Below are 20172 nucleotides of genomic sequence, written 5' to 3'. Positions count from 1 at the left end.
AATTCTTTAAAATCTATATACGATGGAAGTAAATGAAACAACCCGTCCACTAACTGAAGTTCCGGCAGAAAACACTCCCGAAACTCCGGTTTCTACTGTTGAGAATGATGAAAAGACGTTGTATTCTCCAAAACAAACGCAAGAAGAAGTAATAGAACGCTTAACAGAAATCAACAATAATACCTGCGATGCAGACAAACAAGAAATAGACTACCTGAAACAAACGTTCTACAAATTGCACAAAAGCGAGCAAGATACAGCGAGAAAGAACTTTATCGAGCAAGGCGGAAACCCTGAAGATTTCACTCCGGCCCCCGACCCGCTGGAAGCTAAATTCAAGGAAATCATGAGTTCCATCAAAGAGAAACGTAGTGTTATGGCAGCAGAACAGGAACAGGAAAAAGAAGAAAACCTGCAAAAGAAGCTCGAAATCCTGGAAAAAATGAAAGCGCTTACCGAAAATACGGAAGATACAGGAAAGATCTATAACGAATTTAAGCAGCTTCAGCAGAAATGGAATGAAATCAAACAGATTCCTGTTGGTAAAATAAACGAATTGTGGAAAACATATCAGCTTTACACTGAAAAGTTCTATGACATGGTAAAGCTTAACAATGAATTCCGTGAATATGATTTCAAAAAGAATCTGGAACAGAAAACTTATCTGTGTGAAGCAGCCGAAAAACTGGCAGAAGAACCAGATGTTGTATCAGCTTTCCATCAATTACAAAAATTACATCAGGAATTCCGCAGTATCGGTCCTGTTGCCAAAGAACTGCGTGAAAGTATCTGGGCACGGTTTAAAGCCGCTTCTTCAGCAGTAAACCGCCGCCATCAGCAACACTTTGAAGCTCTGAAGGAAAAAGAACAGAATAACCTGGACCAGAAGACTGTTATCTGCGAAATTGTAGAGTCAATGGAATATGATACATTCAAAACTTTCGCCGACTGGGAAGACAAAACTCAGGAAATTCTCGCTTTGCAAGCTAAATGGAAAACTATCGGATATGCTCCGCAAAAAATGAATGTGAAAATATTCGAACGTTTCCGTGCTGCCTGCGATGAGTTTTTCAAACGAAAAGCTGCTTTCTTCAAGTCTGTAAAAGAAAGCATGGTCGAAAATCTTGAAAAGAAAAAAGCTTTATGCGAAAAGGCAGAAGCTCTGAAAGACAGCACTGACTGGAAAGAAACTGCAGAAATTCTGACTAAATTGCAGAAAGAATGGAAAAACATCGGTCCTGTTGCCAAAAAGCATTCAGACGCTGTATGGAAACGCTTTATCGGAGCTTGCGATTATTTCTTTGCACAAAAGAATAAAGCTACTTCTTCACAACGCTCGGTAGAGTTTGAAAACATGGCAAAGAAAGAGGAAATCATCAAACAGCTGGCTGCACTTGACGCATCGGGAACAACAGATGAAACAACATCGGAACAAACACGTGCTTTAATGAAAGAATGGAACAGCATAGGTCATGTTCCGTTCAAAGAAAAAGACCGTTTATACAATGAGTTCCACGGCTTGATAGACAAACTGTTTGACAAACTGAATATTTCAGCTTCTGAAAAGAAATTAAGTAATTTCAAATCGGGTTTGAATAAAGGTGATAACTTATACCGTGACCGTGAAAAACTGGTACGTACATACGAAGGGCTGAAAAATGACATTCAGACTTATGAAAATAATTTAGGATTTTTATCGTCTGCTTCGAAAAAAGGTAATACCCTTGTAACTGAAATTACCCGTAAGATTGAACGCTTGAAAGGTGAAATGGAACTGGTTTTGAAAAAAATACAAGCTATCGATGAAAAGCTGAACGAAGAATAAACCAAACGAAATTCATATTTTAGAATAAGAGTACCGATTTTTTCAAAAAGTCGGTACTTTTTATTTATTAGCCCTAAACTGAAGAATACAAATTTCCAGACTATTATCTACAAAAAATTCCTTCAGACAATCCAGTGAAGATATCTGAAGGAATAGATAACAGGAGTTTTTACTATCAGGAACGTTTACGTTGCGGACGTTCCTTTTTCATCTGTTCGAAAGCTTCTTTCTGTTCATCTGTCAGCAAAGAAGTGATTTTCTCATTTAGCTTTTCCATTTCACTTCTCCGCTCCTCACGTGAAAGTTCTTTCTTGAAAAATTCCGTATAAAGTTCAGTAATCTGCTTTTCCTGCTCATCAGTCAGGTTCAGCTTCTTGCCAAGCTTTTCTACTATCTGTTCTGGAGTACGAGTTCCTCCTCTGCGCTGAGCATCAACTGTATGTATGCCCAGTAAGGCTACTAAAGCCAGAAAAATAATTTTCTTCATGACAATTGTCTTTTAGTAATATTTATCGAATCGTATATACAAAACTTATCATAGCATAAGGTTTCAGTACATTGCTGTTGATATAATCGTAATAGTTGCTTCCGATACTATGAGTAAAAGCCTGATTCTGCTTCAGCACATCAAAAGCTTCCACCCTGATTTCGGCTGCATTGTTTTTCAGGAATTTTTTACCTAGTGACAGATTCCATAAGAAATAATCTTCTGTACCCGTATCCAAACCAGTATATCCGATATAATCGAACGTACTGCGGAAAGTAAGTCCCCAGAAGAATGTCCATCCCAACTTTGCCGAAGCTGAATGAGTAATATAATCACTACCTGTAGCAGTATCCAAAGAACTGAACATCTTATTGATACCAGCTGAATAAGACGCAGTAAAATCAAGGTTATTACTTATATTGCTACCAATAATAATCTTCGGTATCAGATTCAGTTCACGCGTCTTACTTTCTATTCCGTCGAAAATAGTAGGTACATTGGCATAATTAGCCGAAAGACTGAGGTTGATATTACTCCGAATAAAATCAATAGGGAAACCATAAGTCAGCATCGACTGCAAACTATAGTAACCATCCATATTTACCGGACGAGTAAACTGTGCTCCCTTACTCAGTGTGACCGACGGAGTAAGCTCCATATCTTCTTTTGCAACGAAAGTACTGTCGGCTACATAATCTTGTTGTATGGTAGCCCCAACCATGGCAATAAACGTATGTCCAGACTTTGTCGTACGCAAATAACGCAGATTTGCCGTATGTGATAACTGCTGGTCAAGGTCCGGATTTCCCGCAGAAAGAAAAAGCGGATTGGAATTATCTATAACATTCTGCAAGCTCGTAACCGAAGGAGCAGATGATTTGCTGCGATAACGTAACTGTAGCGAATTGGTCCGATCTAAAGAATAACGCATGGTAAACGATGGCAATATAGAAAAATACCTGTGCGACAAATTGTCTGCCTGCGGATAGACCATATCACCTCTCAAATCTGCCCATTGTGCATCAACTCCCAGCATAGCATTGAATTTACCGGCACGATAACGAAGTCCTACACTTCCTGCCTGAGTAAGATAGCCCGACTGATACTCATTCGACAGGCTTTCATCCAACTGATCGTAAAGATCGCTCACCGCAGACTTCTTATACGTCTTACGGTCATTTTCTGAATCGGTATAACTCAACTTATATCCTAGCTGCAACTGCATATAGTCGGTTAACCTTTCCGTATAACTCAGATTAGAGCGCAAGGTATATTGACGGTTCAATGTCTGCTTCCACTGACTGTAGCTGTCTGTTTCCGACAAGCCGTCGACACTATACAATGTATTAAGATAATCTGTATATGTATTTCCATCGGTATTGCTCATTTTCCCACTGAGCATCAACGACAGGGTACGTCCTTCCTTCAGGAAACGATGACGCAAGATAAGGTCAGCTCCAACATTGTAAGCATCATTTTCTCCCAACGTAGCAGTTTCAGTTTCATTATCAGACATGCCATTCAACAGATTCAGTCCCTGAAGCAATCCATGCCTGTCATTATTCTGAAAGCTCAGTGTTGGACGAAACTGTAACGAGGTTCTATTACTTATCTGATAATCCAGTTTCATATTAAAACGATGGTTCCAGTTCTTCATAGAGCTTTCCTGATACTCACTGTAAGTCATTCCAGGAAGAGATGAGTCGAAATATTCACGTTCGGTCTGCTGCTGTGTCAGATTGTCCGACTGATTAAAAAAGTAACTGCCTGTCACCTTCCATTTTTCTCCCCACTGATCCACATAGTTTATACCAAGTCCGTTCGACGAAGTAACACCTCCTGTACTGCCTACCATAAAATCAGAAGCATTTCCACCGAAAGCACCTCCACGTCCTCCGTTACGACCACCTCCACGCCGCTTGCCACTTGCTCCAGAAGACATAACTCCCGCTAAATCCTCCTGCGAGAAGTTCTGCTGGTTCACATTGTTCGACATACCCAACAATGAAATACGACGATCTTCATTGAAGAAATTTACATTACCGTTTACCTTATAACGATCCTCAGTACCGTATCCTGCCGACACTTCACCAAAAGTTCCCTGGCGGAATCCTCCCTTCGTCACAATATTGATAGTTTTTATTTCTTCGCCATCATCGAACCCGGTAAATTCTGCCTGCTCACTTTTTTTATCGAAGACCTCGATACCTGCAATAATATCAGAAGGTAAATTCTTAATGGCGAGATTCACATCTCCATCGAAAAATTCCTTCCCATCTACTAGCACCTTTTTCACTTCCTCTCCTTGAGCCTGAATACTTCCACCTTCTACAACAATCCCCGGCATCTTAGCCAATAAATCTTCGGCTGAACTTCCTTGCATTACTTTAAAGGCCTCAGCATTATACAGCAAACTGTCGCCTTTCTGCTCGGCACGTGTAGCACGCGCATTAACAGATACCTCATCCAGCAGGTTTACATCCTCGCGCATCGTTACATTAACCTTTTTTTCTCCAGAGGAAGGAATAATAACGGCTTCCTTATATGTTTTATATCCTACATATGAAATCTGTAGCGTATAAGTACCTGCCGGAAGTTTCTTAAATTGAAACATTCCTTTCAGATCGGTAGATGTATAGTTGATTTTTCCATCCCCAGCTATCAGTTGAACCGTAGCCGAAATCAATCCCTCTCTAATCTTCTGATCTGTCACAACTCCCGAAAGTGTCTGTGTAAAAACAGAGAGTGAACATAATAAAGCAACTCCTAAAAAACAAATCTTACCCTCGTAAACATACTCACTTTATATAATTTTTTTCTTATTCGATATCTTTACTTCAACAAAAATAATCTACTTGCAAATACAAAATATGTTCTCTCAACAAAGTAGTGGTAAACAACATCAATGTAGTGGTGAACACCACTTTGCTTATTTTTTCAAACCGACAGAAACTTTTATTTTTGCAAAAAAGAACAAGTTATGTGGTAAATTAAAAAGTTACCGTTTTACATCGATCTGATATTCTGTCTGGTGTTATTACCGGCTATGATGACCTTGCTGCCTATCGAACGATGGCTGATAAACAATTCACTATTCGTATACCTGTTGGTTTCATGGTTGTATATCGTATATATCCTGAACCGCCGCTTTATCATGCCTTTTATGTTTGCCGGGAAAAAACGTTTTTGGATAGCTGTTTCTCTTATTTTACTTACAGCTGTTGGTACTTACCTCATAACTCGCTATCAAATGAAAGTCCCGTTACACCACATGAGACGTACCCGACTTTTACAACATATCCAAAAAATCAAACTTCAGCAACAAGCTGTATGGTTTCTGTATGTAGTTGTGATTGCCTTTAGTGCAGCTGTAGGACTACTGACTCAACTTTATCACCAAATAATGGAACGACAAGCTGTAGAATTTGAGAAGAAAAAAGCCGAACTAGCACTTTACAAAGCACAGATTAATCCTCATTTTCTTTTCAATAATCTGAATACTCTATATGCTATGGTAGTAACAGAATCTCCTAAAACGGAAGATGCCTTTATTCAATTTATCAATCTGATGAAATATATGTATGCCAATAATACAAAAGATAAAATTCCTCTACACATTGAAGTAGAATACATTCGTCAGTATATAGAACTCCAAAAATATCGAATAGCAGAAAACTTTGATGTTCATTTTTCTTATGTACACGATGAAACGGAACAAATGAATATAGCCCCTATGATTCTGATTACCTTTGTCGAATACGTATTTAAACACGGTGTATCTTCTCATAAAAAAGGAGAGGCGTATATTACCATTCGCGTAGAAAAAGGAGAATTATTATTGGCAACAAACAATCCTTTATTAAACCATCCGGACTCAAAAACATCCAAAGGAATAGGAATAGAAAACTGCAAAAAGCGCCTCGATCTTCTTTATCCGAACAGGTATAGTTTGTTTACAGGAGAAAGAGAGGGGAAATATGCCGTCACACTGAGTATCAATTTAAGACAATGAACATAAAATGTATAGCAATCGATGATGAACCAATGGCGCTGGAAATCATATCCAGCTTCTGCCAGCGCCATGGAAATATAGAACTGACAGTCTTTACCAATCCGATTGCAGGCATTGAACAGGTCAAGAAAATAAAACCCAATATTCTTTTCCTTGACATAGAGATGGAAGACATCAATGGAAGAGATCTGGCTCGTGACCTCCCTCACGAAGTAATGTTGATTTTTACAACAGCCTATGCACAATACGCTCTCGATGGTTTTGAATTGAATGCTATAGATTTTCTTCACAAACCATTCTCGTATGCTCGTTTTGAAAAAGCAGTACAAAAAGCTATAGAGCTACAAACACTACAACAACTTTCCGCTCAACCAACATTTACAGACGAGTATATCACACTAAAAGTGGAATACAAAAATACAAATATCCAGCTGAAAGATATTCTATATATAGAATCGATGGATAACTATGTGCGTATTCATCTCACCAGTCAGCCGACTCTAACTTCACAAATGAGTTTGAAAACGCTACAGGAACTTTTGCCCGAAGAAAAATTTATACGAGTACACAAGTCCTTCGTTGTTCCAATCTATCGGATTGCCAGTTATACTTCTAAAGAGATTCTTTTATATAATGGAATCAAAATTCCTGTAGGCAGAAGTTATAGTAAATATCTGAAAGATAAAAATTCAAAAATGGCATAAGATACAAGATATCAATAAAATTAAGCAGAAGAAAAGAAGTGCAGAAAAGTCATTTCATCTGATTTTACAGTCAAATAGTAACAATTTGGAGAAAAGCAAATAAAGTCATGACGGTTTCTTGATTAAAATCCATATTTTTGCACCTCACAAAAACTACCAAATGCATGAATGACTACAAATTTCACAAAAACTTTCTTTGTTTAATTTTACTGATTGTGAAATTCGGCTTACTTTGCCATGCGCAATCATCCATCATTGCGGAAAAAGATTCTACTTATCTGCCAGCTGATTCGCTATTTGCCAGATATCTGCATAGTCAGAATGTAGCAATCATAAATAGCAATGACCTGAAGCTGCTGCCCAGTGGCAGAGAAAAATTTAACGACCTTTTTGAAGAAATCAAAAAGGCAAAGCATCATATACATCTGGAATACTTCAATTTCAGAAATGACTCTATCGGAAATGCATTGTTTGACTTGCTTGCGGAGAAAGTAAAAGACGGAGTGAAGGTACGAGCTATGTTCGATGCCTTCGGAAATATGTCAAACAACCGTCCGCTTCGTAAAAGACTACTTAAAGATTTAAGTAAAAGAGGGATAGAGATTATTACATTCGACCCTATTACTTTCCCGTATGTTAATCATGCAGCCAGTCGTGACCACCAAAAAATTATAGTCATAGACGGTAAAGTAGGATATACAGGAGGTATGAACATTGCCGATTATTATATAAACGGACTTCCCAAAATCGGCGCATGGAGAGATATGCATATCCGTATCAAAGGACCTGCCGTTGAAAAATTGCAGGAAGTTTTCCTCACAATGTGGAATAAGGAAACCAAACAGCAAATCGGAGGAGACGAATATTTTCCATTCGGGGAAGATTCATTGAATGCAGCTCCTGTACATGCGGGACATCAGGTAGCAATCGTACAGCGGGCTCCCAAAATATCTCCTGAAGCAATGAGACATGCATATATTGCAGCCATCAATTCGGCCGAACGGAAAATACAGATTATCAATCCTTATTTCACCCCGACATCCAGCATTCGCCGTGCCATTGAAAAAGCTGTCGACCGTGGAGTCAGAATAGAAATCATGATTCCCGGAAAGTCGGATATCAGCTTCACACCCGATGCAGGATTTTATCTTGCTAACCAACTAAGAAAGAAGGGAGCGCATATTTATGTTTACAACGGAGGATTCCATCATTCTAAAGTCATGATGGTAGACGAACGATTCTGTACCGTAGGTAGTACAAACCTGAACAGCCGGAGTTTACGATATGATTACGAGATAAATGCATTCGTTTTCGATTTGCCTGTTACAGCACAACTGACTGATATATTCAGTGCCGACAAACAGAACAGTACGATCATGACTAAAGAGGTTTACAAAAAACGAACTCCATGGAAACGATTTGTCGGATGGTTCGCTCATTTGTTTACTCCTGTACTCTGATTATCGGTCAGTAAATTAAAAAAATTAAGAAACATTCTCCCATTAAGTACAATATTTTTCTTATTTTTGCCAAATATGTAACACGCCTGACAAGGCGCAAAAAAAGCAAAATGAGAGTAATCGACTTAATAAAATCACCTGAAAAGACAGCCTTTTCATTCGAGATTCTTCCTCCGCTGAAAGGCACTGGGATAGAGAAATTATATGAAACAATCGATTCGTTGCGCGAATTCGATCCTAAATACATAAACATCACTACCCATCGAAGCGAATATATATATCGCGAACTGGGTAATGGTCTTTATGAGCGCAAACGAATCCGTCGTCGTCCCGGTACAGTAGCGGTAGCAGCTGCCATACAGAACAAATACAATATTACGGTAGTTCCACACATATTATGTAGCGGATTTACACGTGAAGATACAGAGTATGTATTATTAGATTTACAGTTTTTGGGAATCACTGATTTATTGATTCTGCGTGGTGATAAAGCCAAACATGAACAAGTATTCACTCCTGAGCCAGGAGGGTATGCACATGCCATAGAACTGGAACATCAAATCAATGATTTTAATCAAGGTGTATTCGTCGACGGATCACCAATCAAGGCTCCTGTACATCCATTCAGCTATGGAGTAGCCTGTTATCCGGAGAAACACGAGGAAGCTCCCAATATGGAACAAGATATCTACTGGCTGAAAAAGAAAGTAGAAGCTGGAGCCGAGTACGCTGTAACTCAATTATTCTATGACAACCGGAAATTTTTCGAATTTGTAGATCGTGTCCGTCAGGAAGGTATTGATATTCCTATTATTCCGGGAATTAAACCGTTCAGTAAGTTGTCACAGCTGTCCGTTGTTCCCAAAACATTTAAAGTTGATTTACCTCAGGAACTGGCATTGGAAGCTTTAAAATGTCAAACAGATGAAGAAGCTCGCCAGCTGGGAGTAGAATGGTGCATCAATCAATGTCGTGAGTTGATAGCTCATGGTGTACCTAGTATTCATTTTTACACCGTAGGAGCAACAGAAAGCGTACGCCGTGTAGCTAAAGAAATTTATTAACTGTGTTTTTCAAAGACGTCATAGGACAAACCGAGGCAAAACGCCATTTGTTGACACTCGTACACGAAGGACGAGTGCCCCATGCCATATTGTTTTGCGGAGCAGAAGGTACAGGGAAATTACCTCTGGCATTAGCGTTAACTCGCTATCTGTGTTGTGAAAATCCGGGTGAAGAAGATGCCTGCGGAAAATGTCCTTCATGCATAAAAATGAACAAACTGGTTCATCCTGACGTACATTTTGCTTTTCCGGTAATAAAGAAAAAAGCAGGACGCGACACCGTTTCTGACGATTTTATAGATGTCTGGCGACAACAGTTGATTGACTCTCCTTATTTTTCACTGGCAAACTGGCTGGCACGTATGGGAGCCGAAAATCAGCAAGCGCAGATCTTTGTCCGCGAAAGCGATGAAATACAACGCAAGCTTTCACTGAAAGCCGGAGAAGGCAGTTACAAAATCATGATTATATGGCTTCCGGAAAAGATGAATGCAGAGTGTGGAAACAAATTGCTCAAATTGTTGGAAGAACCACCAGCCTACACAATCTTTTTATTGGTTAGCGAGGCTCCCGAAAGCATTTTGCCAACACTTACGAGCCGTATGCAGCGCTTTAACCTGCCTCCACTTAACGAAGAAGATATTGCCGGACTATTACGTACACGTTATATGCTTCAGCCAGAAGATGCTTCCGACATTGCACATTTATCTGCCGGGAGTGTACTGCGGGCTATAGAAAACATACACTTAGGAGAAGAGAACCGACTTTTCTTTGAATTGTTCACTTCACTGATGAGATTAGCTTATGCACGTCGGCTCAAGGAAATGAAAGCCTGGAGTGAACAAGTTGCAGCTTTAGGCAGAGAAAGGCAGAAAAATCTGCTAGCCTATTGCCAACGTATGATACGAGAAAACTTTATATATAACTTCCACCACTCGGAAATGAACTATTTAGGACGTGAAGAAGCACAATTTGCCTCACGATTCGCTCCTTTTGTAAACGAAAGAAATGTGATAGGTATCATGGAAGAATTGGAGGAAGCCGGACGACACATCGAACAAAACGTAAATCCCAAATTTGTTTTTTTCGATTTCGCCCTGAAAATGATTGTACTATTAAAGAATTGAAACTATGAGCAAATTTATATTGAAAAACGGAAGCGGTTCTTTATGCTGCAAGGGCTGCGGACGACAAGATAACAAGCTGAACACTTACGACTGGATGGCAGATATCCCTGGCAACAGTGAAGAGCAGGATATGGTAGAGGTTCAATTCAAAAATACCCGCAAAGGATATTTCAAGAACAGTAACCATCTGAAACTGGAAAAGGGAGATATCGTAGCAGTAGAAGCCAGCCCCGGACACGATATCGGCACAGTTACACTGACTGGCCGACTCGTACCTTTACAAATGCGTAAAGCAAACATCAAGCCTGATGCTGAGATACGCCGAGTATACCGTAAGGCTAAGCCTGTCGACATGGAAAAATATGAAGAAGCTAAAAGTCGTGAACATGCAACAATGATTCGTTCACGCCAGATTGCTGCGGACTTAGGGCTTCAAATGAAAATCGGTGACGTAGAGTATCAAGGTGACGGAAATAAAGCTATTTTCTACTACATTGCTGATGAGCGTGTCGACTTCCGCCAGCTAATCAAAGTCTTGGCAGAAGCTTTTCGTGTGCGTATCGAGATGAAACAGATTGGTGCACGTCAGGAAGCCGGACGCATCGGGGGTATTGGCCCATGCGGACGTGAATTATGCTGTGCTACATGGATGACAAACTTTATCTCTGTATCTACAGGAGCAGCACGTTATCAGGATATATCACTTAATCCTCAAAAACTGGCAGGACAGTGCGCAAAACTGAAATGTTGCCTCAACTACGAAGTAGATGCCTATGTAGAATGCCAGAAACGACTTCCGAGTAAAGAAATCACACTCGAAACACTGGATGCTACATATTATTACTTCAAAGCAGATATTTTAAAAGGAGAAATCATTTATTCTACCGATAAGAGTTTCCTTGCCAATGAAGTAACGCTTACAGCACGCCGTGCTTTTGAGGTTATCAATATGAACCGTAGAGGTGAGAAACCTGAAAAGCTTAATGACAACGGAATGCATGAACCTGCACGTCCGAAAGATTTGCTGGAACAAGAAAGCGTAACCCGCTTCGATAAAAGCCGGAACAGCAAGAACCGTAAAAAGAAGAAAAACGGAGAAAACCGTCAACAACCGGTTCAGGAAAATAATTCTCAGAAGGCTTTACCCAACAATGCTGCCGGTCAGGAAAAAGGAGAAAATACAGCTAAAATAGCAGTTAATGCTACAACTGCTAATAATGTTCCATCCAATTCAGGCAAAGATAACAGACGAAAAGAAGAACGTCAAGGAGAAAAACGCAGAGAAAAAGGAAATCGTCCGCCTAAACAACAAGGAGCAGCTCCAAATCCTTCCGATAAACAAGCTAACCAACCAGAAGCTCGTGCTCAGCAACCGCAGCCGGAAGGAAACAAGCAAGCCAACAATCGCCCGCGCCGACAGGGACGAAAGAATAACAATGAGATAGTATGACCACACGAAAAACTTCATCATATATTCGCATCGCAGGGGGAATAATCTGTTTACTATTCTCCCTTGCGGCATGCGATAACCAAACCATTTACCATACTTATCAAAACCTGAGTATTGAGGGCTGGAAAAAGACAGATACCCTGAAATACCAGTTACCTGCTCAATTGGCAGGAAAACAATACGACTTAGAAGTAGGACTACGACATACAGAAAACTATCCTTATCAAGATATATGGATGGAAATATTATATCCGCTTAGTCCCGACAGACATCCCGATACCCTCCATATCACACTGGCAGACAAACAAGGCAACTGGAAAGGAAATGGAACTTCCAGCAATTTATACCAGTATACCTCCCCTCACCACCCTGTCACTTTTTCTCCATCCGACAGTATGGTTCAGATAATACACATCATGCGAGATGAGCCTTTAAAAGGTATCAGTGATGTAGGCATACGCTTATTACCGTTCACGAGCAGCATCAATACGCAGAAAGACAAATAATAAAATTGTAAAGCCCCAAAGCGAAGATCCTCCGTAACTAAAGAAAGGAAGCGGTATACCGATGACTGGAGTTAACCCTAACACCATGCCTACATTAACAAACAGGTGAAAAAAGAAAATACTTAACACACTATATCCATATACTCTTCCAAAACGGGTACTCTGACGTTCAGCCAAATAAATCAAACGCCATATTAATGAAGCAAACAAAAGAATAACGAAAGTAGAACCCACAAATCCTTTTTCTTCTCCTACCGTACAAAAAATAAAATCAGTATCCTGTTCAGGGACATACTTCAGTTTTGTCTGAGTACCGTTCAGAAAGCCTTTACCAAGAAAACCTCCAGATCCAATGGCGATTTTACTTTGATTTACATTATATCCAGCTCCCGTCGGATCGTCTTCCATACCCAATAATACCTTTATACGAATCTGCTGGTGAGGTTCCAGTACTTCATTGAACACATAATCGGCAGAAAAAAGGAAACCTACCGAACCAATGGTAAAAACCAATATATACAGATAATTACGAATACGTTCATGCAGGAATAAATAGACCAGATAAATACATAAGGCTGCACAAACACCTCCCTGCAAATAAACGACATCAAACGGAATGACATAAAGCGAAAAAAGCCATCCCAATAACATCGATCCCAATCCAAATGAAAGTATATAGACTACAGTTCGATCGCTATTCTTACAATATGCTTTGACCAATAAGGCAGAAAACAATATAATTAACCCCAATACGGCAAATTCTCCCAATGAAGTGAGTCCATCTGCCATCAGTTCATTGCTGAAACGAATACCGACAATAAAATAAATAATGGCACATACACCAGCAAACAAGATGGAACCGGTCATACCTTCTCTATAGAGAACAAGAAAAAATGATAAGTAAACCAATGCCGAACCCGTTTCTTTCTGACAGACTATCAGCACCATAGGGATAAGAATTATAGCAAGACATACCAGCATGTTTCTACCCCGCTCGATAGAAAAGGTATACTCGCCCATATATTTTGCCAAAGCTAAAGCTGTTGCAAACTTCGCAAACTCTGCGGGCTGTAAACTCACAGGTCCCAATACAATCCACGAACGTGATCCTTTTATCTCATGTGGATTAAATATTGTTCCAAAAAGCAACAACAACAAAATACCGTATATCAGATAAGCATAAGTATCATACAAACGTTCTTCAAGCATCAACAAAACAAAACCTAAAGTCAAGGAACATCCAATCCACATCAACTGCTTTCCGGCACGTGTAGTAAAGTTCAGAAAATCAGGATCACCATAATCATAACTGGCTCCGCACACACTGAACCATCCACATACGATCAGCACCATGTAAAGAGCTATCGTCCACCAGTCAACTGTTTTCCATAAACTATCTTTCCTGTAAGCCATAATCAATTCTTCGGTTTTGAATATCGGTTGCCAACGCCTCGTCTTCCGCAGTCAGCTTACCAGTCAAATACTTTTCTATCATCAATTTTCCGATAGGAACCCCATATATGGCTCCCCATCCTCCATTCTCTACATAAACAGCAATTGCTATCTTCGGATTATTCATCGGAGCAAATCCCATAAATGCAGAATGGTCCTTTCCATGATTTTGCGCTGTACCCGTTTTTCCGCAGATTTCCAGTTCTGGAATATTTGCCGTACGGCATGTACCTCCAAGCACAGCCGAACGCATGCCTTGTACAACTTCTTCATAATGCCCTTTATCTACTTTCGTATACCGGCGAGTTGTATAAATCGAATCAATAGACTCTCCTTCTATTTCCTTTACGACATGAGGAGTTACAAAATATCCCCGATTGGCTATAGTAGCACCCAAGTTGGCAATCTGTAATGGAGTAGCAGTAACTTCTCCCTGTCCGATTGAAATACTAATAATAGTCAAACCATTCCATGAACGGCGGTATGCCTTATCATAATACTGTGCATTAGGAATCATTCCACGTTTTTCTCCCGGCAAGTCAATTCCCAACTGATAGCCAAATCCCATTGAAACCATGTAATCACGCCAGGTATTCATCGCCTTCTGCACAGAACCATATTTCTGTCGTGCACCAATCATATAATACAATCCCCAGCAAAAATAACCATTACAAGAAGTTGCAATGGCAGGAATCAAAGACAGAGGCGAGGGATGAGCATGGCATCCCACATGAAGTCCACGGTAAGAGAATCCTCCAGAGCATGGATACATGGTTCCTGTATTAATAATTCCTTCCTGAAGAAAAGTCAAGGCCTGAGTAGTTTTAAAAGTAGATCCCGGAGGGTAAGCTCCCATTATAGCACGGTTCAGCAAGGGTTTCCAAGGGTCCTTTGACATAGCTAAATGATTCTTTCCTCTGTCACGTCCAATCATCAGACTGGGATCATAAGTTGGCGATGAAACAAGGCATAGTACCTCACCCGTAGAAGGCTCAATAGCAACAATACTTCCAATTTTCCCTTCCAGCAGCCTTTCACCCAACATCTGAAGCTCAATATCCAGACTTAATGTCAGGTTCTTGCCAGGAACAGGAGCTTTATCAAATTTTCCTTCCATATAATTGCCCTGAATACGGCCATGCGCATCACGAAGCAGTACTTCAACTCCCTTTTCTCCTCGAAGTTGTTTCTCATAAGAGCGTTCCACTCCCAGCTTTCCAATAAAATCACCGGGCAGATAATATTCATCGTCCTCCATTTCCTGTTTGGAAACTTCCCCTATATCTCCTAATATATGTGCCCCCGAATTGTAATTATACTGACGAATAGTACGTCTTTGAATATAAAAACCGGGAAATTTAAAAAGCTTCTCTTGAAAAACCCCACAGTCTTCAGCTGAAAGTTGGGTAAGAAAGACTTGATTGGTATAAGGCGAATAACCAGGATTTAAACGACGATCTTTCAGATCGCGAAACTTACGCCGTAAAAATTCAGGGGTAATCCTCAGCGTACGACACAAGTCCAGCGTATCCAGTGAAGTAATTTCCTTCATTACCACCGTAATATCATAAGCAGGCTGATTATAAACCAACAGCTTACCCGTACGGTCGTATATTACTCCACGACTCGGATATTGGATTTTTTTCAGAAAGGCATTACTGTCTGCATTCTTTCTATAATCGTCACTCAATATTTGTAAGGCAAACAAGCGAATGATAAAAAGAACAACTACCGTCAGCACGACGCCACCTATTACATATCTTCTTTTTGCCAGCTTATAATTTCTATCCACTACTTCTTCCTCCTTATAGTGTCTATACAAATAATACCGACAATCGTCATCAATGTATCTGTCAGAATTTTCCACATCAGCTCACTCATGCGGAAAAAGGTAAAAGCATCGATAACCTGCAAAGTCACAATAAATACCACCGTTTCACTCAGAACATACCTGAAAAACGGATAGAATCCCATTGAGCGAATACCGGGAACATAATCGTCAGTCACATCACGAAGCATCTGCATACGCAGTAACGGACGACGGGTAAAAGCCATCATTGTAGCCGCTGCCGCATTCATGCCGGGAGTATTACTAAATATATCAATGCAAAGTCCAATAAAGAATGCCTGCAACAACAACGATTTACGCGGAGTTTCAGCATTCAATATCAATATATAATAGATATAAAGCATAGGAGTTGCATAGCCTAAGATATGCACATGGTTCAGTACCAGTACCTGAAGCAGTACCAGAAACACAAACCAGCCCAGTCTATGTAAGAACAATACCATATCCTTTATTTTATATTATCTTCGAGTACAGCCTGTTCTGACTGTCCACGAGCACTAATCACATTTACATCGTTCAGACGAGCAAAATCGGTAAACAGTTTTACTTTCAACACATACGACAACCCGTCATGACTATCCATTATATCATCTACCATTCCCACAGGAATACCTTCCGGAAATACAGCACTATGCCCGCTAGTCACAACTGTATCGCCTAACGAGAACTCAGAATGTCGCGGAATATCCCTAAGCCAGGCATAGAGTGAAGAACCTCCACTCCATTTTAAAGAACCGAAATAATCTGTCCGACGTATTTTACAACTGATACTGCTTTTCGAATTCAAGACTGGTAAAACAATGGCATAATGAGCCGAAGTCTGATATACAATGCCAACAATTCCATTTCCGCTCACTACCCCCATTTCAGCACAAATACTATCAGCAGAACCCTTATTGATTGTTATGTAATTATCAACGTGTGTCAGACTGTTATTCACCACCTGAGCCGGATAGATAGAATAATCAGCCAGCACATCTTTATAATTCTTTTCTACTTCGGTAGTATCGCGTGTATAAGCTTTAAGTGCTTTACTCAAAGACTCAACTTGCAATTCCAGTTCTACATTACGGCGTACCAAATCACGGTTTACCGTATGCAACCCGAAATAAGAAGTAATCTCGCTGGCTACTTCATAAATATTTCCGGCAATACGATTGGCTGAAGTAAAAAAGACACTCCCCTGATAGCTGTTGAAACGAAACAGCAAAATGAAGCTCACTACCTCTAAGAAGACAAAGAGCAGCCAATAATCATATTTCAATAAAAAGTTTAGCAGATTTCGCATACCTACAACCTATCAGAGAAGAGAAATATCAAGATTAACGCGGAGCCATAATCTTTCAAGGCCCCGCAACTTCCATAAATAATGCTTCAATGGAAGTTTTATCTCATCAAGAATGAAAAACGATCGACGTTCTTCAGTGCAATACCTGTACCTTTAGCTACACTCAGCAAGGGGTCTTCGGCTATATGGAACGGAATATTGATCTTGTCAGTCAAACGTTTATCGAGTCCACGCAACAATGCGCCACCACCAGCCAGATAAATACCGTTGCTCACGATATCAGCATACAATTCTGGAGGAGTATTTTCCAATGCGCTCAGAATTGCAGTCTCTATCTTAGCTATGCTCTTTTCCAGACAATGAGCAATTTCCTGGTAACAAACCGGAACTTCCATCGGCAATGCAGTAATTCGGTTAGGTCCACGCACGATATAGTCTTCCGGAGCATCCTCTCCCAAATCTGTCAAGGCAGCTCCCACATGAATCTTGATACGTTCTGCCATACGTTCACTCACCTTCACATTATGCTGACGGCTCATATATTCCTGAATATCGGCTGTCAAATCATCTCCGGCAATACGGATAGAATTGTTCGACACAATACCTCCCAATGAAATAACCGCAATTTCGGTAGAACCACCACCTATATCTACAATCATATTACCTTCCGGAGCTTCTACATCCAGTCCGATACCGATAGCAGCTGCCATTGGCTCAAAAATCAGATATACATCACGTCCGCCCGCATGTTCAGCACTATCGCGTACTGCTCTCAGCTCTACTTCAGTAGAACCAGAAGGAACACCAATCACCATACGAAGTGAAGGAGTAAACAAACGGCGCCCCGTATTCACTTTCTTTATCAAACCACGCATCATCTGCTCGCACGCATTAAAGTCGGCAATCACACCATCACGAAGCGGGCGCACAGTACGGATGTTTGGGTTTTCCTTTTCATACATCAGTTTTGCACGTTCACCGACAGCAATCATTTTGTCAGTGCGACGGTCGAGTGCTACCACCGATGGCTCATCCACTACAATCTTGTCATTGCTCAATATAATGGTATTGGCAGTTCCAAGATCCATTGCTATTTCTTGTGTAAAAGAAAATAATCCCATAATCTTTCTTCTCTGTAATAAAAGGATCTTATTAAATTAATATGGAAAATATAAATATATAATGAAGAATAAAGACTTATACAGCCTCGCCTCATGCAATTCCCCACGGAAAGCCTTTATTCCTCATTATTTATATTCCTTATGTAAATATTAATGCTTGAAATGACGCACTCCAGTAATGACCATAGCTACACCATGTTCATTGCAATACTGGAAAGTGAGTTCATCTTTCACTGAGCCACCCGGCTGGATGACAGCTTTAATACCTTCCTTATCTGCAAGTTCTACACAGTCGGGGAAGGGGAAGAAAGCATCACTAGCCATAACAGCACCATTCAGGTCGAATCCGAAAGACTTAGCTTTTTCGATAGCCTGCTTCAATGCATCAACGCGTGAAGTCTGACCAACTCCACTAGCTACAAGCTGTTTTCCTTTAGCCAGTACAATTGCATTGCTCTTGCTTTGTTTTACAATCTTGTTAGCAAAAAGCATATCGTCTATTTCAGCATCCGAAGGAGCTTTTTCAGAAACCTGTTTCAAATCGTCACGAGTTTCAGTCTTCAAATCACGATCCTGAACCAATACACCGTTCAACAAAGAACGGAACTGTTTTTTCGGAGTTTCAGCTTCTTTGCGAACCAGAATGATGCGATTCTTCTTTTGAGTAAGAATCTGTAAAGCATCTACATCGTAATCAGGAGCAATAATAACTTCGAAGAACAAACCATTGATTTCTTCGGCTGTAGCACGGTCTACTACAGTATTTGTTACAAGCACACCACCGAAAGCAGAAACAGGATCTCCTGCCAATGCAGCACGCCAGGCATCTACCAATACAGGACGAGAAGCCAGACCACAAGCATTATTGTGCTTCAGGATAGCAAATGTTGTTTCTCCCTTGAACTCATCAATCAAATCAACTGCTGCATTGATGTCAAGCAGATTGTTGTATGAAATTTCTTTTCCATGAATCTGATCGAACATCTTGTTCAAATCGCCGAAGAAAACACCTTTCTGATGAGGATTTTCACCATAGCGCAATACTTTCGGTTCTTCAGCAGCACAACGGAATGCAGAATCTTCACCTCCATCGAACCATCCGAAGATAGCTGAATCATAATGAGAAGAAACGGCAAATGCTTCTTTAGCAAACCAGCGACGTTCTTCACGAGTAGTAACCGCACCGTTTTCTGTAATGATATCAAGGAACGGCTTATACTGAGCTTTACTTGCTACGATAACTACATCATTGAAGTTTTTCGCTGCTGCACGAATCAATGAGATACCACCTATGTCAATCTTTTCGATAATAGACTGAGCATCGGCTCCTGAAGCAACTGTATCTTCAAACGGATAAAGATCGACAATCACCAGATCTATTTCAGGTATTTCATACTGAGTAACCTGCTGACGGTCTTCTTCCAGTTCACGACGGCATAAAATACCACCGAACACTTTCGGATGAAGTGTCTTTACGCGACCACCCAGAATAGAAGGATATCCAGTCAGATCTTCCACTGCATGACAGGGATAACCCAAACTTTCAATAAAATGACGTGTACCGCCGGTAGACAAAAATTCTACACCTTCTTCCGCCAAACGACGAATGATTGCATCTAAACCATCCTTATGGTATACCGATACCAAGGCAGTTTTTATTCTCTTTGACTCTGACATTGCTATAATATTTTAGTAATTACTATAATAATTCTATGTTTAGGGTACAAAGTTACGAATTTCCAGTAGATAAACATGCGAAGAAATTCTAAAAAATCCCTTTTTCATTTTGTAACACGATTGTAACATTTATGACATTTCAATATAACA

At 40.2% G+C, this 20172-nt stretch carries 16 protein-coding genes; 8 read left to right on the top strand and 8 right to left on the bottom strand.

Translation table 11 applies throughout. The annotated features are described in order from the left end of the window. The first annotated feature begins 22 nt into the window (after window positions 1-22). Window positions 23-1825 carry a DUF349 domain-containing protein gene (locus tag BACCOP_RS01195; RefSeq protein WP_007565304.1) on the top strand — a complete coding sequence of 601 codons (1803 nt, stop codon included), beginning with the start codon at window positions 23-25 and terminating at the stop codon, window positions 1823-1825. A 175-nt stretch (window positions 1826-2000) separates the two neighbouring features. Here the strand turns inward: BACCOP_RS01195 and BACCOP_RS01190 are convergent, their stop codons facing one another. Both BACCOP_RS01190 and BACCOP_RS01185 read right to left on the bottom strand, forming a co-directional pair. Then, window positions 2001-2312 (bottom strand): hypothetical protein, encoded by a 312-nt coding sequence (locus BACCOP_RS01190; protein ID WP_007565303.1) that lies wholly within the window; start codon window positions 2310-2312, stop codon window positions 2001-2003. A gap of 22 nt (window positions 2313-2334) precedes the next feature. Further along, window positions 2335-5091, bottom strand: a complete 2757-nt coding sequence (locus BACCOP_RS01185) for a TonB-dependent receptor (RefSeq protein WP_040311695.1) — start codon at window positions 5089-5091, stop codon at window positions 2335-2337. A gap of 375 nt (window positions 5092-5466) precedes the next feature. Here BACCOP_RS01185 and BACCOP_RS01180 point away from each other — a divergent pair, with 375 nt between their 5' ends. The 7 genes from BACCOP_RS01180 (at window position 5467) to BACCOP_RS01150 (ending at window position 12635) form a co-directional block, all read left to right on the top strand. After that, complete coding sequence (locus BACCOP_RS01180; RefSeq protein ID WP_007565299.1) at window positions 5467-6324, top strand: sensor histidine kinase; 858 nt, start codon at window positions 5467-5469, stop codon at window positions 6322-6324. Beyond that, entirely contained in the window at window positions 6321-7028 is a 708-nt protein-coding gene (locus tag BACCOP_RS01175) for a LytR/AlgR family response regulator transcription factor (protein ID WP_007565297.1), read from the top strand. Before BACCOP_RS01180 ends, BACCOP_RS01175 begins: the two co-directional genes overlap by 4 nt. Window positions 7029-7192: 164 nt before the next feature. Beyond that, entirely contained in the window at window positions 7193-8488 is a 1296-nt protein-coding gene (gene cls, locus BACCOP_RS01170; RefSeq protein ID WP_007565295.1) for a cardiolipin synthase, read from the top strand. Between the two features lie 110 nt (window positions 8489-8598). Next, window positions 8599-9552: a methylenetetrahydrofolate reductase [NAD(P)H] gene (gene metF / locus BACCOP_RS01165; RefSeq protein WP_007565293.1), complete on the top strand. Its 954-nt coding sequence runs from the start codon at window positions 8599-8601 to the stop codon at window positions 9550-9552. Between the two features lie 2 nt (window positions 9553-9554). Beyond that, complete coding sequence (locus BACCOP_RS01160; RefSeq protein ID WP_007565291.1) at window positions 9555-10679, top strand: DNA polymerase III subunit; 1125 nt, start codon at window positions 9555-9557, stop codon at window positions 10677-10679. A 4-nt stretch (window positions 10680-10683) separates the two neighbouring features. After that, window positions 10684-12129, top strand: a complete 1446-nt coding sequence (locus tag BACCOP_RS01155) for a PSP1 domain-containing protein (protein ID WP_007565290.1) — start codon at window positions 10684-10686, stop codon at window positions 12127-12129. Continuing rightward, window positions 12126-12635, top strand: coding sequence for a gliding motility lipoprotein GldH (locus BACCOP_RS01150; protein WP_007565288.1), 510 nt, complete (start codon window positions 12126-12128; stop codon window positions 12633-12635). Before BACCOP_RS01155 ends, BACCOP_RS01150 begins: the two co-directional genes overlap by 4 nt. Here the strand turns inward: BACCOP_RS01150 and rodA are convergent. The 6 genes from rodA to purH all read right to left on the bottom strand — a co-directional run bounded on the left by rodA (window position 12594) and on the right by purH (window position 20022). After that, the gene (gene rodA, locus BACCOP_RS01145; protein ID WP_007565287.1) at window positions 12594-14048 is read right to left on the bottom strand and encodes a rod shape-determining protein RodA; all 1455 of its coding nucleotides are present in this window, start codon (window positions 14046-14048) and stop codon (window positions 12594-12596) included. The two genes, BACCOP_RS01150 and rodA, sit on opposite strands and share 42 nt — an antisense overlap. After that, complete coding sequence (gene mrdA, locus BACCOP_RS01140; RefSeq protein WP_007565284.1) at window positions 14029-15879, bottom strand: penicillin-binding protein 2; 1851 nt, start codon at window positions 15877-15879, stop codon at window positions 14029-14031. The genes rodA and mrdA overlap by 20 nt, the downstream gene beginning before the upstream one ends. Further along, window positions 15879-16379 (bottom strand): rod shape-determining protein MreD, encoded by a 501-nt coding sequence (mreD, locus tag BACCOP_RS01135; protein WP_007565282.1) that lies wholly within the window; start codon window positions 16377-16379, stop codon window positions 15879-15881. The genes mrdA and mreD overlap by 1 nt, the downstream gene beginning before the upstream one ends. 5 nt (window positions 16380-16384) lie before the next feature. Beyond that, window positions 16385-17224: a rod shape-determining protein MreC gene (gene mreC, locus BACCOP_RS01130; RefSeq protein ID WP_007565280.1), complete on the bottom strand. Its 840-nt coding sequence runs from the start codon at window positions 17222-17224 to the stop codon at window positions 16385-16387. A 98-nt stretch (window positions 17225-17322) separates the two neighbouring features. Further along, a complete protein-coding gene (locus tag BACCOP_RS01125) occupies window positions 17323-18345 on the bottom strand; it encodes a rod shape-determining protein (RefSeq protein WP_007565278.1) in 1023 nt (340 codons plus the stop codon). 150 nt (window positions 18346-18495) lie between these two features. Beyond that, a complete protein-coding gene (gene purH, locus BACCOP_RS01120) occupies window positions 18496-20022 on the bottom strand; it encodes a bifunctional phosphoribosylaminoimidazolecarboxamide formyltransferase/IMP cyclohydrolase (protein WP_007565276.1) in 1527 nt (508 codons plus the stop codon). Window positions 20023-20172: the final 150 nt, after the last annotated feature.

The organism is Phocaeicola coprocola DSM 17136, from assembly GCF_000154845.1.
GTDB classification, from domain to species: Bacteria; Bacteroidota; Bacteroidia; order Bacteroidales; family Bacteroidaceae; genus Phocaeicola; species Phocaeicola coprocola.
This window is presented reverse-complemented; position numbering and strand designations above follow the sequence as displayed.

Bases quoted from the DNA above. Each gene is read 5' to 3' on its own strand.
- BACCOP_RS01195 (WP_007565304.1), top strand. From the start codon at position 23: ATGGAAGTAAATGAAACAACCCGTCCACTAACTGAAGTTCCGGCAGAA.
- BACCOP_RS01190 (WP_007565303.1), bottom strand. From the start codon at position 2,312: ATGAAGAAAATTATTTTTCTGGCTTTAGTAGCCTTACTGGGCATACAT.
- BACCOP_RS01180 (WP_007565299.1), top strand. From the start codon at position 5,467: ATGCCTTTTATGTTTGCCGGGAAAAAACGTTTTTGGATAGCTGTTTCT.
- BACCOP_RS01175 (WP_007565297.1), top strand. From the start codon at position 6,321: ATGAACATAAAATGTATAGCAATCGATGATGAACCAATGGCGCTGGAA.
- cls (WP_007565295.1), top strand. From the start codon at position 7,193: ATGAATGACTACAAATTTCACAAAAACTTTCTTTGTTTAATTTTACTG.
- metF (WP_007565293.1), top strand. From the start codon at position 8,599: ATGAGAGTAATCGACTTAATAAAATCACCTGAAAAGACAGCCTTTTCA.
- BACCOP_RS01155 (WP_007565290.1), top strand. From the start codon at position 10,684: ATGAGCAAATTTATATTGAAAAACGGAAGCGGTTCTTTATGCTGCAAG.
- BACCOP_RS01150 (WP_007565288.1), top strand. From the start codon at position 12,126: ATGACCACACGAAAAACTTCATCATATATTCGCATCGCAGGGGGAATA.
- rodA (WP_007565287.1), bottom strand. From the start codon at position 14,048: ATGGCTTACAGGAAAGATAGTTTATGGAAAACAGTTGACTGGTGGACG.
- mreD (WP_007565282.1), bottom strand. From the start codon at position 16,379: ATGGTATTGTTCTTACATAGACTGGGCTGGTTTGTGTTTCTGGTACTG.
- mreC (WP_007565280.1), bottom strand. From the start codon at position 17,224: ATGCGAAATCTGCTAAACTTTTTATTGAAATATGATTATTGGCTGCTC.
- BACCOP_RS01125 (WP_007565278.1), bottom strand. From the start codon at position 18,345: ATGGGATTATTTTCTTTTACACAAGAAATAGCAATGGATCTTGGAACT.
- purH (WP_007565276.1), bottom strand. From the start codon at position 20,022: ATGTCAGAGTCAAAGAGAATAAAAACTGCCTTGGTATCGGTATACCAT.